The organism is Microbulbifer sp. YPW1 (assembly GCF_013367775.1).
Classification (GTDB): domain Bacteria; phylum Pseudomonadota; class Gammaproteobacteria; order Pseudomonadales; family Cellvibrionaceae; genus Microbulbifer.
On the sequence record NZ_CP055157.1, the window covers coordinates 3,951,693 to 3,967,628 of the forward strand.

Below are 15,936 nucleotides of genomic sequence, written 5' to 3' on the forward strand. Positions count from 1 at the left end.
CAAGGTGTACCATGGATAAGATTACCCAGTGGCTCGCAGAACACTCCATTTCCGAGGTCGAGTGCCTGGTACCGGACATGTCCGGAAATGCGCGGGGCAAATTTACCCCCACCGATAAATTCCTCACCGAAGACAGCCGCCTGCCGGAAAGTATTCTGGTGCAGACAGTCACCGGCGACTATGTCGATGAGCACAACGAGCTGGTCGATCCGGCGGACACTGACATGCTCCTTGTGCCAGACCCGGACTCCATCCGCCTGAACCCCTGGGCCAATGAGCCCACGGCGCAGATTATCCACGACTGCTATACCCGGGACGGCCAACCCCACCCTATCAGCACCCGAAATATCCTGAAGTTCGTGCTGGAAAAGTACGCGGAACAGGGCTGGCAGCCGGTGGTTGCGCCAGAGGTTGAATTCTATCTGGTAAAACGCAATCTCGATCCGGACGAAAAACTCTCTGCCCCAGTGGGACGCTCCGGGCGCACAGAAAAGACTCGTCAGTCGTACAGCATCGATGCGGCCAACGAGTACGAGGCCATCATCGAGGACATGTACGACTTCTGCGAAGCGCAAGGCCTGGATGTAGACACGCTGATTCACGAGTCCGGCACTGCGCAGATGGAAATTAACTTCCTGCACGGTGACCCGCTGAAGCTTGCCGACCAGGTTTTCACTTTCAAGCGCACGGTGCGTGAGACCGCACTGCGCCATGGCATTTACGCCACTTTTATGGCCAAGCCAATGGAAGATGAGCCGGGCAGCGCATTGCACCTGCACCAGAGCATCATTGACGCGAAGACCGGCAAAAATATTTTCGTAGATGATGACGGGGTAGAAAATGAACGCTTCCGCCATTTTATCGGCGGAATGCAGAAATATACTCCCGGCTTCATCACCTTCTTTGCCCCGAACGTGAACTCGTACCGTCGCTTTACCCCGGAAATGGCAGCGCCAACCAGTCTGCACTGGGGCTATGACAACCGCACTACCGGGTTGCGGGTACCAGACAGCTCGCCCCAGGCAAAACGCCTTGAAAACCGCTTCCCAGGTGCGGACTGCAACCCGTATCTGGCAATCGCCACCTCCCTGGCATGCGGCTACCTGGGCATGATGAACAAGGTCACACCCAGTGAACCCTACACTGGCGACTGCTCCTCAGAGCCCATTACCCTGCCGCGCACCCAGGAACATGCTCTCAGCCTGCTGGCGGAATGTCCCGAGGCAGTGGAGATGTTCGGCGATACATTTGTCCGCGCATGGGCGGCCATAAAGCGGGATGAGTATGAGGAGTTCAACCGGGTAATCAGCTCCTGGGAGCGGGAGTACCTGTTGCTCAACGTCTAATCTCTAGCCCACCATAAAAAAACCCGGCAATCGCCGGGTTTTTTTATGGGCGCATACCCGGGCACTTTGGCCCGGGCTACTCGCCAGTTAAACAAGATTACTTGTGACTCGGGTCCTTCCAGTAATCCTTGACCGTATCCTTCATCTCCCGCGCAAGCACGGAGATACCGAACAGGTTTGGCAGCGTCATCAATACAATGGCGACTGCTGACAGGTTCCAGATAACCGTGGTGTCCTCGATTGCGGCCCAGAAAAAGGCCACAACATACACGAGCCGATAGGGCATCACCGCCTTCGGTCCGAACAGGTAAATCATCGAGCGGTCACCGTAGTAAGACCAGGCGATTGCCGTAGAGAAGGCAAACAACAGGATCCCCAAGGTCACGATATAACTGCCGTATTCCCCGAAGAAACCTTTCTGGAATGCACGGTTGGTCAACGCTACGGAGTGCAGCAGGGAATTGCCCCACACATCCACATTCATATTTACCAGACGGCCGTCATTCACATTGAGCACGCCCGAGAAGTTGTCATCCCCTACCCGGAATTCAACGCCTTCAGCAACAGAACGGGAGTTGATCACAGTGAATTCGTTGGTATTCAGGGCCTGGCCATCTGCAACCACGATGGTGCCGGTGTACGGACGCACATCGCTGTCCTGATTACTCAGGAAACCGAAAAGCTGGCGTACGTGGGCTTCATCTTTATCGGTGTAGTTCCCGGCAACAACACGCATGTCCGCGCGCTCAAACCGGTTCATGTGTTTTTCCGTCCACACACCGGAAGACAGGATCACCAGGCCGGTGAGGGTACAAATGATCAGGGTGTCGATAAAAGGCTCAAGCAGGGAAACCATGCCTTCGGACACCGGCTCATCCGCACGTGCCGCGGCGTGCGCAATCGGCGCAGAGCCCTGACCCGCTTCGTTTGAGAAGAGTCCTCGGTTTACCCCGCGGTTAAAAGCGTAGGCAAAGCTGGCACCGAGGAATCCACCCATGGCCGCACTGCCGTTGAATGCTCCGGAGAATACCGCAGCAAAAGACGGGATGATGTTCTGGTAGTTATAAATGATGACCGCCAGAGCACCGATAATGTACAGCGCCGCCATCACGGGAACGATGGTAGAGGTGACCTTAGCGATACGGGTGATACCGCCGATGATGACCATGCCGAGCAGAATTGCCAGCACACCGCCGGTTACCATTTTGCTGAGGCCGAAGGTGTCGTACATGGCCTGGGCAATATTGTTCACCTGCGGAAGGCTGCCGGTGCCGAAGGAGCTGATTACGGTAGCGATTGCAAAAATCACTGCCAGCCACTTCATGTTCAGGCGACGCTCCATGTAGAACATGGGACCACCTGCGTAATAGCCATCCGCAGCTTTAATACGGTATTTATGGGAAAGGGTTACCTCGACAAACTTGGTTGTCATACCGAGGAATGCGGTCACCCACATCCAGAACAGCGCGGCCGGGCCGCCGAGAAAGATTGCGAGACCTACACCGCCGATATTGCCGGTACCTACAGTACCCGACAGGGCCGTCGACAGTGCCTGGAAGTGCGAAGTATCGCCGGGATCACCGGGCTTGTCGTACTTACCGCGGACAATCTTGATCGCGTGGCCAAAGTAGCGGATCTGAGGAAACCCCAGATACAGGGTGAAGAAAAAGCCAACCGCCAACAGTACATAAGGGAACCAAAACGCGGACCCCAGAAAGCCATCCAGCGTTAACAACAATTGATTGAATGATTCCAAACCAACCCCCACAACATTATATTTTTGATTAATTTTCCACCAGCCTGCCTACAATATCACCGCGCTCGGGCACAACAACAACCGGGCAACGCCGACATATCTGAATCGCCCTTTCCTCACTGGTAGCACAGCGAAAAGTTCCGGGTAATTCAGCGCACGGCAGATTAGCAGCTTCATTCTGGAGAGAACAGTAATCCGCCAATCATCAGCAGCATAGTCCTTATTTCTGCCAAGATTTAAACAATTCTCTAATTTTTTTGCTAAAACAGGCAATTCTGTCGCAAATCTTTTCGCTCACTTCCTGTACACACCGCTGCCATGGAAAAATTTTTCTCTCCCGCGCATCGGGTTTTATGGCGAAGGGCTCTCCGCCCTACTCCGCGTCCGCCCAACTGCTGCGAAATCCTGAACGCTGGGGAAACACCCCAAACTGCCCACCGGTGTGGACAAACACCAGGTTTTCACAATCCGCATAGCGCCCTGCTTTTATGTCCTGCAGCATGCCGTGGAATGCCTTCCCGGTGTAAACCGGATCCAGCAATATCCCTTCCAGCTGGGCGGCCAGGGCGATGGTTTGGTAAATTTCTTCTGTGGCAATGGCATAACCGGGCCCGATATAGTCATCAATAACCTGGATCTGCTGTATTTCAAGACGATGAGGCTGCTGATATCGCCGCGCCCAGTCTTCTACATCTTCGCGAATCTTGTTTACAAAATATTCAGCGCTGTCACACACCGCATACCCCGTTACTTGCACGCCTTCAGCGAAGATCTGACTTCCCAGAATCAGTCCGGCCTGGGTACCCCCACTACCGCTGGCACATATCAGCTGATCCGGGGTAAAGCCCGCGCGCTGGCAATCCTCAAGTAATTCTTGAGCACCCTGGATGTAACCCCAGATACCGAGACCATCACTACCTCCGGTAGGAATGCAAAGTGCGCGGTCTCCCTGCTTTTCATAGATTCCAGACCAGTACTCAAACAGGCTGGGTAGCTGGTCAATATACTCCCTGAGTGGATAGAGCGAGACCTCAGCACCAGCCAGATAATCCACCAGCAGGTTGCCATCCGGCACAGCAGCACCATCCCTTGCGCCTGCACCCTGACGCAAGATCAGGTGCGCCTTGAGTCCGCACTTGGCAGCTGCCAGCGCCGTTGCACGGCAGTGATTGGACTGCTCGCCACCACAGGTAATCAGTGTATTGCAGCCCCTGGCGCGGGCCTCGGCAATGATGAATTCAAGCTTGCGCAACTTGTTGCCAGACATCGCGCTCTCGGTCAGGTCATCCCGCTTGATCCAGATTTTCGGGCCGCCGTAAGGCATAGAGAAATGGTCGCTGATCCTTTCGAGCGGCTGCAGCGGCGTCGGCAGGTTGGCCAGGCGCTCCCGCGCCGGATATTCAATGTTCACTCTATCCCCCTGTTTTCCTGAAACGCGATCGGGTAACTACATTAGCAGGATAAAAAATACGAGACATAAAAAAACCCGGTATGTAGGTACCGGGTTTTCTATCTGCGTTGGGGCCACCAAAGAAAAGCTCACCGGCAGCCGAGCATACTCAGATATTCTTGATGGTGCCCTTGGGCAGTACCGCATGCACTGCAACTTTCTGGAACTTCAGCTTCATGTTGTCAGCAACTTCCAGAATCAGGTAATCATCATCTACTTTTTCTACACGTCCCAGCATACCGCTGGTCATTACCACTTCATCGCCTTTTTTCAGAGCGCCAACCAGATCCTGGTGCTCTTTCTGGCGCTTGCGCTGCGGACGAATAATGAACAGCCACATAAACACAAACAGGCCACCGAACATCAACAGGGTAATCAGCGGGTTGCCCTGAGCAGCCGGAGCCGCCTCTTGTGCCATTGCAGCAGGAATAAAGAAATCCATGGTCTAAACCTCGATAGAGTCAGTCGAAAAATCTGGGGCCAACTCTAACGGCTTTGACAAAATGAGGCAATCCAGAGCACCGGAGTTTACCGGGGCCCTGGACTACGTGATGCGAGGTTGATATCTGGTGCGCTTAGAAACGCTGGCGTACCTGTCTGCGATATCCAGTGGGGGACATTCCAGTCCAACGCTTGAAGGCGCTGGTGAAACTGGTCCGGTCGGAAAAATCCAGAATACGGGAAATGCCATCAACGCTCAGCGCAGTATCCTTAAGGAAATGCACTGCGTGGCGGAAACGAACGTGATCGCGCAGAGAGGCGAAACTGAGATTGTGCTCCTGCAGACGACGCTGCAAAGTGCGGGTGGACATACTGAGGTCAGATGCCACCGGTCGAATGGCCAGAGATGCCTTTCCAATCCGTTGTTCAAGCACGTCGATGACTCGAGCGGCGATACCGAAGCTGGTTGCCTCCGGCGGCGCCAGCAACTGATCAAGAATGTTCGGATCACCGGACAGTCTTGCCTGCTGCAGGGGTTTGTCTTCTGAGAGCGAAGCTTGGTCTGGCTGAATATGGTTCATTGAGCTGCTCCTTGATGGGTTCCTTGAGCCGCGGTTATTGTTCTACGCCCGCTTCCTGCGAGTCCCTATTTACCACTGCCAGCTATTCTGCCGCTTTATGCGATCGCTGACTACTACCTGGGTGCGGGGCGCACCTGAAAACAGGCATCGAAGCCTACCCAGAGTGTTTCTTTTTTGTACAACTTCCTCGCACCACACCCAATCGCTCTGGGCCAGACGGTTGAGCGGCGCTCCTTTACACAAGCCAGTATAGACCATCTGGGGAGAATGCAAGGGACGACAGTAAATTTTTTTTAATTCCCGCACAAAAAGATACTGCCGCCACCCTTCCGGTCGATTCTCACGGGACTTTCCTGTCATGCGGACCGTCTAATTAACGGCCCAACCCGTATTCCGTCACCAATAAACGGTCAGACCAGGTTTTCGTCAATCCACGCCAGTACATCGTCGTGGTGGGTCTTGGTCTTGAACTTGTCCATAACGTGCTGCAGGCGACCGCCCTTGTCGATAATAAAGGTGGTGCGAATCAGCCCCATGTATTCCCGCCCCATAAATTTCTTCATGCCCCAGCAGCCATACTTGTCAGCGACCTTGTGATCCTCATCTGCGAGCAGGTCGAAATTGAGCTCATGCTTCTCCATGAACTTGTGCAGCTTCGCCTCTGGATCGGGGCTCAGGCCCAGTACCACCGTGTCGCGGCTTTCAAACTCCGCAGCGCTGTCGCGGATACCGCAAGCTTGCGTAGTACAGCCAGGCGTCAGCGCCTTGGGATAAAAATACAGTACGACGTTTTTCTGATCCCGGAAATCCTTGAGCGCCACCTTTTCACCATTCTGGTTTTTCAGTGTAAATACCGGTGCAAGGTTGCCGATCTTAGGATGCGCCATGGTCTCTCCCCTGATGTGAAAGCAATAGATTAAAAAAGAGCCCGCAACTTTCGCTGCGGGCCCCGCACATTATATCCACTAGAACCGCGCAAAGGTCATTACGCGATTCAAAAGTCCTGCAGTCTGAAGCTCTGCTCTTTGCGCGCTCGCAATCCGCAGGTACCGAGCTTTTCGACCAGTGCGGCTCTTTCCGCATCGGTAAGAAACTCTCCTACTTCCAGGCAACCTTCCGGACCGCTGAAGGTAACCGAAGCAGGCTCTGCCGGCGTTGACCCCATACGCACCAGTATGGCGAGACTGTCGCGCTCGAACTCCGTGTGGTACACCGGGCGCTTGAGATTACCCCTGCTGGTATCCAGCATTACGCGGTCATCACTGATACGGATCACCTCCCGGCGCGTCCCCTCCATATAGACATAGCCGAACAATACTGCGAGCAACAGCACTTCGAGCCCCGCAAAGGGAATCACCATCCAGGCCCCAGCCAGGGCAAAGGCAACACTGATACCGAGCGAAACCGCCACCAGGGAAATGAAAACCCAGAGATTCCCCGCCAGGGAGAGAGATTGATTGGGCGCGAGTAGGATACAGGCCCGGCGCCCGCGCGCGCCGCCGACTTCTTTGACCATGGGTACATCGTCCATCACTGTGATGTTTTCAGTGTAGGACAGCGTTTTTTTGAACCAAGGGTCACGCCGGCCGCATATCCAGTCTCTCGTTAGACCACCCTTCCCGTCGCCGGCTGCCGATCAACTACAATCAGTGCCGGACAGCGTACCCGCTGGTCACTCCCCTCCCACCCCGGTTTCTTTACGCCGTGGGGCTGGATTTTCGCGCAATCAGGGGGCAAGATGCCGGCGTTTATAGCCGAGCGCGTCCACAAGCCGCGTATACGACGAGCATAAATAGCCGCGTGAAAGCACCTGCCCCGCTACGGGCAGTGGAAGGCGACACCAGCAAACGCGAACAACAAGAGCACCATCATGCAAGTTGAATCCATCGATACCCTCCTCAAATCCACTCAGCGTGAGGGCGAAACGGCCCGTGTGCAGGGCTGGATCCGTACCCGCCGCGATTCCAAGGCGGGTTTGTCGTTCCTCGCCGTTCACGACGGCAGCTGTTTTGACCCGATCCAGGTTGTGGTGGAGTCCTCCATCAATAACTACCAGTCAGAAGTCCTGCGTCTGACTACTGGCTGTGCAGTGGACATTGAGGGCACCATCAAGCCTTCCGAAGGCAAGGGACAGGCAATTGAACTGCTCGCCAGTAGCGTCACCGTGGTCGGCTGGGTCGAAGATCCAGATACCTACCCCATGTCACCCAAGCGCCACACCATGGAACACCTGCGTGAGCACGCCCACCTGCGCCCGCGCACCAATGTCAGCGGTGCCGTGGCACGGGTGCGCAACTGTATTGCCCAGGCTGTACACCGCTTTTTCCACGAACGCGGTTTCAACTATGTGCACACCCCGATCATCACCGCATCCGACTGTGAAGGTGCCGGTGAAATGTTCCGTGTCAGCACCCTGGACCAGACCAACCTGCCCCTGACCGACAAGGGTGACGTGGACTACTCCCAGGACTTTTTCGGTGAAGAGACCTTCCTAACCGTATCCGGCCAGCTGAACGTGGAAAGCTACTGCCTGGCGCTGTCCAAGGTGTATACCTTTGGCCCCACCTTCCGCGCGGAAAACTCCAACACCACCCGCCATCTGGCGGAGTTCTGGATGGTCGAGCCGGAGATTGCCTTTGCAGACCTGGCAGACTGCGCCAATCTTGCGGAAGAGATGCTGAAATATGTATTCCGTGCGGTTCTGGAAGAGCGCCCGGACGATATGGCGTTCTTCGCCCAGCGCATCGACAAGGAAGCAATCAGCCGTCTGGAAAACATCATCGATAACGACTTCGCGCGCATCAATTATTGCGAGGCCATCGAGATCCTCGAAAACTGTAAAGAGAAGTTCGAGTTCCCGGTATCCTGGGGCATCGATCTGGCCTCCGAGCACGAGCGCTACCTGGCCGAGAAGCACTTCAAGAAGCCGGTGATCGTGCTCAACTACCCGAAAGACATCAAGGCGTTCTACATGCGCATGAACGACGATGGCAAAACCGTCGCGGCAATGGATGTGCTTGCACCGGGCATTGGCGAAATCATCGGTGGCTCCCAGCGTGAGGAACGCCTGGACAAGCTGGATGCGCGCATGGATGAAATGGATATCCCGAAAGAACACCTGGACTGGTACCGTGACCTGCGCCGCTATGGCACCGTGCCCCACGGTGGTTTCGGCCTCGGGTTCGACCGCATCGTGTCTTACGTGACCGGCATGGGCAACATCCGCGATGTCATCCCCTTCCCGCGTACGCCGCGCAATGTGAAGTTCTGATCCTGGGAATTCACCCTTGAGAGATACGCCTGAGGATCAAACCTCAGGCACAAAAAAACCCGCACCATGGTGCGGGTTTTTTATTGCTTTTACTTGGCTAGCAAGTAAAAGACTTACGGCAGCAGATGGGCAACTGCGTCGCGCTCTTCCGCCAGCTCGGTCTCGGTCGCAGTCATCTTCTCGCGAGAGAAATCATTGATGTCTACGCCCTGAACGATTTCCCAGTCGCCGTTCTTGCACACAACCGGGAAGGAGTAGATCAGGCCTTCCTGGATGCCGTAAGAACCATCGCTGTACACGCCCATGCTGGTCCAGTCGCCTTCGGCAGAACCCAGCGCCCAATCGCGCATGTGATCGATGGCAGCGTTTGCTGCAGATGCCGCAGAAGAAGCACCACGAGCCTTGATGATGGCTGCGCCGCGCTGCTGAACGGTCGGAATGAAGTCGTTCTCGTACCACTCCTGCTCAACTTTACCCATGGCGTCTTCGCCGTTGACCTTGGCCTGGTGCAGGTCCGGGTACTGGGTAGCAGAGTGGTTGCCCCAGATGGTCATATGGGTGATGTCGTTCACGGTGGAATCAGTCTTGTTCGCCAGCTGAGTCAGCGCGCGGTTGTGGTCCAGGCGGGTCATGGCGGTGAAGTTGCGCGGATCCAGGTCCGGCGCATTGCGCTGGGCAATCAGGGCGTTGGTGTTGGCCGGGTTGCCGACAACCAGTACTTTTACATTGCGTGCAGCAACGTCGTTCAGCGCCTTACCCTGCGCAGAGAAGATAGCCGCGTTGGCTTCCAGCAGGTCTTTACGCTCCATGCCCGGGCCACGCGGACGCGCGCCTACCAGCAGGGCGTACTCTGCGTCTTTGAATGCAACGGTCGCGTCGTCGCTCTGCACGATTCCTGCCAGCAGCGGGAAGGCACAGTCTTCGAGCTCCATGGCAACGCCCTTCAGCGCTTCCAGTGCGGGAGTGATTTCCAGCAGCTGAAGAATAACTGGTTGATCCTTACCCAGCATTTCGCCGGAAGCGATGCGAAACAGCAGCGAGTAGCTGATCTGACCGGCGGCGCCGGTAACTGCAACACGAACAGGTGCTTTCACGATGTATCTCCGTTGTTTTCAGGCGCCCGCATTATAGGGCCTTGCTAATTAATTTCATTATCCTTTAGTCGGTATCGAACCGAATTTGTCAGGCCAAATCCTTCTGAGCGCCCGGATAACGGTTTTTTAAGGCCGAATACAGTTCATTGCTGAAATTTTCTGCTGCACTGTCCAAAGATTTGGCAATCTCAGCCAGGTGCTCGTTATCTTCACGGCCCTGCCACAATTTTTGGTAAGTACCCTCTTTGTAGCCATGATCCTGGCGGAAGCGATTGAGGACGTTTTTACCTACATAGCGGCGGTACAGGTCCTCGAATGGCATCTCGCAGTCGGCCATTAATTGAGCAAATCCGACCAGGTCGAATTGTTTGCCAGACAGCGTGTTAAGGGTAAACGCCTCCAGGTTTTCGCGGAAATCTCCGGCAACCGGCAGCTCCCCTGCGAGCTGCTGCTCCATCTTGGCGGCGACCGCATCCGGGCCACCCTGCTGTAGTTCCAGGCTCAGGCCGAAGTGCCAGATATCTACCAGCTCCAGTTTGACCTGCTCCATTTCCGGCTGCTGCTTTTTCCACCACTTCCAGCCGTAATGATCCAGCAGCTCTGCACTTTCTACCCAGATCGCCCGGTACCAGGGGAAGTTCTGCTCACGCCAGTTTTCATTGACCAGTGTGTTGATACCGTCCTGCAGCGCCAGCATGGTCTGCAATTGCTGTTGCAACATAATTGATTGATTCCTGATTGTTCAGTGCTCGCGCTCAGACAGCGCGAGGAAATAGTCGGTGGAAATTTTCTGTGGTGATCGCCGCGAGCTCTTCGTAGGAGACACCCCGCAACTCTGCAATAAACTCAGCCACTTCGCGCACATAAGCGGGGATATTGGGCTTGCCACGATAGGGTACCGGCGCCAGATAGGGCGAGTCCGTTTCTACCAGCAATCGCTCCAGTGGCACTTGTCTGGCGACATCGCGCAGTTCTTCCGCGTTTTTGAAGGTCACGATACCGGACAGGGAAATGTAATAGTTCAGATCCAGGGCAGCCTTCGCCATCTCCCAACTCTCGGTAAAACAGTGCAGGACCCCGGCGTGCTCGCGACTACCGTGTTCGCGAATCAGGTCGATTGTGTCCTCGCGGGCATCCCGAGTGTGCACAATCACCGGTAACCCTACCTCGCCGGCGGCCTGCAGGTGGGCAACGAAACTCTTTTGCTGCACCGCTTTGGTTTCAGTGCTGTAGTAGTAATCCAGCCCGGTTTCTCCCAGAGCGACAACGTTGGGTTGAGCGGACAGGGTCTTCAGCTTTTCGACATCCGCGAGCCCGGACTCCACATCCAGGGGATGCACACCCACCGAGCACACGACATCGTCGTAGCGTGCGGCGATATTGACCACGTCTTCCACGTTGTCGAGACTGATGCCGACACATAGAAACTTGCCGATACCGCGGCTGCGCGCCAGTTCGAGGACCGCGTCCAGATCGCCATCAAATTTATCCAGTTTGAGCCTGTCGAGATGACAGTGGGAATCTACCAGCATGGAACACCTGTTGGTGGCCCCAATGGATCAAGCGCCACAGAGACCAGAAGAACGAAGCGGGGAATTATACAGATTGAGGGCCCGATGCGCGCGGTTTGGCGCCGGGCCCGGCGGGATCGGGAAGGATCGGCGATGCAGGATTAAAGGGTATGGGTCGGGCGGCTGGATTCGAGGGAGCCCGCCAGCAGCGTTTCTATCTTACTCTGCGCGGTATTCTCTTTGTCACTGAACTGGATGCCGATACCCGGCGTACGGTTGCCCTGGGCACCACCGGGAGTAATCCAGACTACCTTTCCAGCAACGGGCAGCTTCTCCGGTTCGTCCATCAGGCTAAGGAGCAGGAAAACCTCGTCGCCGAGGCTGTAACTCTTATCAGTATTGATGAACAGGCCGCCATTCTTGACGAACGGCATATAGGCCGCATAAAGCACGGACTTGTCCTGAATCTTCAGTGACAGGATACCGTTGCGGGCTCCGCCCCCCATACCTTTCATACTCAACCCCGTTCCCGAATAACCGGTTATTGTTCTGATTTAACGATGTGTCGTCGATTATTTGTGCAAATAGCGTGCAAAACAGCTTGCCGCATTTGCGCAAGTATCAACCCGGTAACTTACCGCGCCACTGCGCGCCCTGTCTACTGTCAGCGAAACAGTGCGGACCAGCGGATCAGCAGCTCCTCCATCAGCAACCGTTTGTTGGGGTTGCTGTTGCCAGTGACCAGCCCACGGGCTTTGAGCAGCTGATCGTAGAAGCCAAACAGCGGACGCTGGCTTTCCGGTCCAGACCCGGGCAGCCGTTGTAACAACGCCATGATTGGCGCATCTACCGCCTGATCCGTGGTGCGCGCCTTCAGCATCTGGCCGAGCCAGCTCTGCCAGAACTGGAGCAGCATATTCAGATCGGCACCCTCTCCGGGGGATTCCCAGCGCCCCGCCAGGGTTACCGGATTCTCATCCCCGCGCGTGAGGGCAGTGAGATCTGCCAGAAACTGATCGCGAATCTCCTTCGCTTCGGGCTCCATCAGATTCACAGCCAGCAGTGGTGCACCGCCAGCAAGCACCAGCGCGCTCGACGCCATATCGCCTTCGACGCCACTATCGCTCAACCAGCGCAGTGCCGATTGCTGCGGAGGGACCGGGAAAGCGATGGTCTGGCAGCGACTGCGGATGGTCGGCAACAGGCCGGACGGGTTATCCGTGATCAGCAGAAAGATGACCGATGCCGAGGGCTCTTCGAGATTCTTCAGCAGTGCATTGGCCGCATTGATATTCATGGCCTCTGCCGGTGCCAGCCACACTACCCGCACACCTTCCCGGGCGCTGGTGCGGCCGACAAATTCGCCCAGCTCGCGGACCTGCTCCACTTTCAACGGGCCGCCCTCTTTCTCGGGCACCACGCGAATAAAATCCGGGTGTGATCCCGCCACCCTAAGGTTGCATCCGCGGCACTCGCCACAGGCGAGGCCGTGACGAGGCTGGTCGCACAGTAAAAGCGCGGCAAACGCATCGGCAAAACGACGCTTGCCCAATCCTCGCTGCCCGCTGACCAGCAGTGCATGCGGACAACGGCCCGCGGTCCACTGCGCCCCCAGGCGCTGCCATTGCGAGGCCTGCCAGGGTAGCGGCGATGGAATCGGCGGCTGCGCTGCCGCGGTTGCTTCGGGCTTTTCAGGTGCCTTGCTCATTGTGCTCCCGCAATCAGTTCCAGCTCTCGCGCCAGGTGCGCCTGAACTTCCGGCAGCGACTGCGACGCGTCAATCAGCGCATAGCGCTCCGGCGCAGCGTTCGCCCGCTCCCGGTACGCGGCCCGCACCTTGCTGAAAAAGGCCGATTGCTCACTTTCAAAGCGATCCGCTTCCCCGGTGGTGGCCGCACGCTGCAGGCCGATTTCCGGGTCCAGGTCCAGCAGCAATACCCGATCGGGTCGTAGCGCGCCCTGCACGGTTTGTTCAAGCTGAGCGATCAATGCCCGGTCAAGCCCCCGACCGCCGCCCTGATAGGCGTAGGTGGCATCGGTAAAGCGGTCACAGACCACCCATTTCCCTCTCGCCAGTGCCGGTTTGATCACCTGGCTGAGGTGTTGCGCACGCGCCGCAAACACCATCAGAAGTTCAGCAGTGGGGTCGACAGACTCATCGCGCTTTTCAAGCAACAGCGTGCGCAACTGCTCTGCCAGCGGGGTACCGCCGGGCTCGCGGGTCTGGACGAAATCAATCCCCCTGCTCTCCAGCCACTGGGTAATAAACCGGAGATTGGTTGATTTACCGACCCCCTCCCCCCCTTCGAGAGTGATGAACTTGCCTTTAGATTGATCTGACATGAATTCTCTACTGGTTCGACAAAGCGCCAACCGATTTGTTAATTGTCTTCTTTGCTTTTTACCGGACTGGAGCGGTAATCCGATCGACGCTGCAGCTGGTATTGGCGGACCGCGCGATTGTGCTCGTTGAGTGTCGAGGAAAAGTGATGGGACCCATCCCCTTTGGCAACAAAGTACAGCGTATTCCCATCCTTCGGATGCAGCGCCGCATGAATGGCTTCTCGTCCCGGCAGTGCGATGGGCGTCGGCGGCATACCACCGATCACATAAGTGTTGTATGGGGTAGCGTTGCGCAAATCCGCACGGCGCAAATTGCCATCGTATTCATCCCCCATTCCGTAGATCACCGTCGGGTCCGTTTGCAGACGCATCCCTCGACCCAGGCGCCGCACAAAGACGCCCGCGATTTCATCGCGCTCCCACGGCACGCCGGTTTCTTTTTCGACAATGGAGGCCATGATCAGCGCCTCATAGGGGTCACTGTACGGAAGATCTTCCGAGCGTTGCTGCCACTCCTCTTCGAGCACAGCATTCATGCGCTCGAAAGACTGCCGCAACAGGTCAAGATCGGATGCGCCGGAGCGATACACGTAAGTATCCGGAAAAATACGCCCCTCCGGATTCCCTTCGATACCGAGGGCCTGGGCCGCAGCTTGCACGGACTCTCCAGCCTCGGTGTGGCGAACCTTGTTGGAATTTCTAATCTGGGTAAGGGCCTGCTTAAACGTCCAGCCCTCTACCAGGGTGACCCGATAACGGGTCACATCGCCGCGGTTCAGCCTGCCGACCAAATCCATCGCATTGCTACCCGCAGGAATCATATATTCGCCCGGATGAATACTGCTCTGATCATTCAGCCGCGCATAAATTCGCGCCCACAAAGCAGACCGCAACACACCATCGGATTCGAGGCGCAACAGAACACGGGAAAGGTTACTGCCGCTTTCAACATCCATGCGCAGACCGTCCACCGGAACGTCGAGGGGCTTTACCAGCGCATTCTGTGCAGACCACAATGCAAAGCCACCCGCCGCCACGCCGAGCACAAACAGAAACAGGAAGCCGCGCAGCCATTGGCCGGCGCGACTGCGCTCAGCAGACTTTTGTTTAGCTACTTTGTTATTCGCGGACTTGCCGTTTTTTTTCGCCACGTTTTTTACCACAACCCGTTAACTAATGCGGTGGATGTTGAATTCGAATCGAGTGCGCGTTAATGCAGCTCTGTTGCAACCAATGCCTGCAAGGCAGCAACTGCTGAGCCCGGAACCAGCGTACGCGCGCCGTCTTCGCCGGAGCTATCCAGCATGAGCTGTATCACGGGAACCACACCCCGAACTGCATTACAGACAGCCAACTCTTCGGCCTGTTCAAGATCCGGGATAAGCAGATCATCTTCGCTGATTTCGACCCTTGCCGCCAGCCAGTCGAGCATCACACCCCGCACGCCACAATTGCGCAGACTGGGGGTCGTCCAGCGGCCACCCCTGTAAACCAACAGATTACTGCGCAGCCCTTCAATGACTCTACCCTGAGCATCCAGAAGCACCCCCTCGTGGAAAAGCCCGGGCTCCAGACCAGCGACATGCTGCTCGAGCTCTGCTTCAGCGCGGGTGTAAATATCCCGTTTCAGTAACTTACAGCCAAGCGCGGCTTTTCGCGCCAACCCCTGTCTCGTTTCCGCAGATTGATCCATGGCTTCAGATGGAAATGGAGAGATTGACGCTTCCGGGGTTACACGGGTCTCGCACAGAGACAGCGACACACCGTGTTGCCAGGGGGAATTTGGCTCAAGAGGTACCACCGAAAAATCCCATACGCTCTCGCCATGCAGCAAGCCATAGCGAAGACGCACGCGAGCGCCCTGCGCCCAGTTTGCGGTGCGCTCGGCAATCAGGGTCGCCGCCGACTCGACATGCTGCAGTACGGCCGAGCCAGGGGACGCAGAGCGCGCAAGCCTGGCCATATGGCCAGGCAGCAGAGGAATGGCGCCGCCGCGGGCGCGCATGGTCTCGAGCACGCCCACGGAAAATTCTCCGTCGTCGGGTACGCTATCCAGCGTCCCGGCATCGGAATAGAAAAATGGGCTGGGGGAGATCACTGTTAGATGCCGGTGCCGGCCTGCATTTGCAGCAGGCCGGCACCC

The 15,936-nt window shown here is 56.5% G+C and carries 16 protein-coding genes; 2 read left to right on the plus strand and 14 right to left on the minus strand.

Going from position 1 to position 15,936, the window contains the following annotated elements:
- Nucleotides 1–11: 11 nt before the first annotated feature.
- Nucleotides 12–1,346: a glutamine synthetase family protein gene (locus tag HUW35_RS16010; protein ID WP_181253222.1), complete on the plus strand. Its 1,335-nt coding sequence runs from the start codon at nt 12–14 to the stop codon at nt 1,344–1,346.
- A 97-nt stretch (nt 1,347–1,443) separates the two neighbouring features.
- On the opposite strand, the gene HUW35_RS16015 is transcribed toward HUW35_RS16010, so the two are convergent.
- The 6 genes from HUW35_RS16015 to HUW35_RS16040 form a co-directional block, all read right to left on the minus strand.
- Entirely contained in the window at nt 1,444–3,102 is a 1,659-nt protein-coding gene (locus HUW35_RS16015) for a sodium:alanine symporter family protein (RefSeq protein ID WP_181253223.1), read from the minus strand.
- A 373-nt stretch (nt 3,103–3,475) separates the two neighbouring features.
- Complete coding sequence (locus HUW35_RS16020; RefSeq protein ID WP_181253224.1) at nt 3,476–4,513, minus strand: D-cysteine desulfhydrase family protein; 1,038 nt, start codon at nt 4,511–4,513, stop codon at nt 3,476–3,478.
- 148 nt (nt 4,514–4,661) lie between these two features.
- A complete protein-coding gene (gene yajC / locus HUW35_RS16025; RefSeq protein WP_181253225.1) occupies nt 4,662–4,994 on the minus strand; it encodes a preprotein translocase subunit YajC in 333 nt (110 codons plus the stop codon).
- Between the two features lie 133 nt (nt 4,995–5,127).
- Entirely contained in the window at nt 5,128–5,574 is a 447-nt protein-coding gene (locus HUW35_RS16030) for a helix-turn-helix domain-containing protein (RefSeq protein WP_043316188.1), read from the minus strand.
- A gap of 410 nt (nt 5,575–5,984) precedes the next feature.
- Nucleotides 5,985–6,461 carry a thioredoxin-dependent thiol peroxidase gene (gene bcp, locus HUW35_RS16035; protein ID WP_181253226.1) on the minus strand — a complete coding sequence of 159 codons (477 nt, stop codon included), beginning with the start codon at nt 6,459–6,461 and terminating at the stop codon, nt 5,985–5,987.
- Nucleotides 6,462–6,568: 107 nt separating this feature from the next.
- Nucleotides 6,569–7,105 (minus strand): DUF2244 domain-containing protein, encoded by a 537-nt coding sequence (locus tag HUW35_RS16040; RefSeq protein ID WP_181255760.1) that lies wholly within the window; start codon nt 7,103–7,105, stop codon nt 6,569–6,571.
- 339 nt (nt 7,106–7,444) lie between these two features.
- On the opposite strand from HUW35_RS16040, the gene asnS reads away from it, so the two are divergent.
- Nucleotides 7,445–8,845 carry an asparagine--tRNA ligase gene (gene asnS, locus HUW35_RS16045; protein WP_181253227.1) on the plus strand — a complete coding sequence of 467 codons (1,401 nt, stop codon included), beginning with the start codon at nt 7,445–7,447 and terminating at the stop codon, nt 8,843–8,845.
- A 113-nt stretch (nt 8,846–8,958) separates the two neighbouring features.
- Here asnS and HUW35_RS16050 read toward each other — a convergent pair whose 3' ends face one another.
- From HUW35_RS16050 to HUW35_RS16085, 8 genes are all read right to left on the minus strand, one after another.
- The gene (locus tag HUW35_RS16050; RefSeq protein WP_181253228.1) at nt 8,959–9,939 is read right to left on the minus strand and encodes a malate dehydrogenase; all 981 of its coding nucleotides are present in this window, start codon (nt 9,937–9,939) and stop codon (nt 8,959–8,961) included.
- A gap of 88 nt (nt 9,940–10,027) precedes the next feature.
- The gene (locus HUW35_RS16055) at nt 10,028–10,660 is read right to left on the minus strand and encodes a dUTP diphosphatase (protein ID WP_181253229.1); all 633 of its coding nucleotides are present in this window, start codon (nt 10,658–10,660) and stop codon (nt 10,028–10,030) included.
- Nucleotides 10,661–10,694: 34 nt separating this feature from the next.
- The gene (locus HUW35_RS16060) at nt 10,695–11,471 is read right to left on the minus strand and encodes a TatD family hydrolase (protein ID WP_181253230.1); all 777 of its coding nucleotides are present in this window, start codon (nt 11,469–11,471) and stop codon (nt 10,695–10,697) included.
- Between the two features lie 140 nt (nt 11,472–11,611).
- The gene (locus HUW35_RS16065; RefSeq protein WP_181253231.1) at nt 11,612–11,965 is read right to left on the minus strand and encodes a PilZ domain-containing protein; all 354 of its coding nucleotides are present in this window, start codon (nt 11,963–11,965) and stop codon (nt 11,612–11,614) included.
- A gap of 149 nt (nt 11,966–12,114) precedes the next feature.
- Nucleotides 12,115–13,158: a DNA polymerase III subunit delta' gene (locus tag HUW35_RS16070; protein ID WP_181253232.1), complete on the minus strand. Its 1,044-nt coding sequence runs from the start codon at nt 13,156–13,158 to the stop codon at nt 12,115–12,117.
- Entirely contained in the window at nt 13,155–13,793 is a 639-nt protein-coding gene (gene tmk, locus HUW35_RS16075; RefSeq protein WP_181253233.1) for a dTMP kinase, read from the minus strand. The genes HUW35_RS16070 and tmk overlap by 4 nt, the downstream gene beginning before the upstream one ends.
- A 38-nt stretch (nt 13,794–13,831) precedes the next feature.
- A complete protein-coding gene (gene mltG / locus HUW35_RS16080) occupies nt 13,832–14,944 on the minus strand; it encodes an endolytic transglycosylase MltG (protein ID WP_255463346.1) in 1,113 nt (370 codons plus the stop codon).
- 59 nt (nt 14,945–15,003) lie between these two features.
- Nucleotides 15,004–15,891 carry an aminotransferase class IV gene (locus tag HUW35_RS16085; RefSeq protein WP_181253234.1) on the minus strand — a complete coding sequence of 296 codons (888 nt, stop codon included), beginning with the start codon at nt 15,889–15,891 and terminating at the stop codon, nt 15,004–15,006.
- Nucleotides 15,892–15,936: the final 45 nt, after the last annotated feature.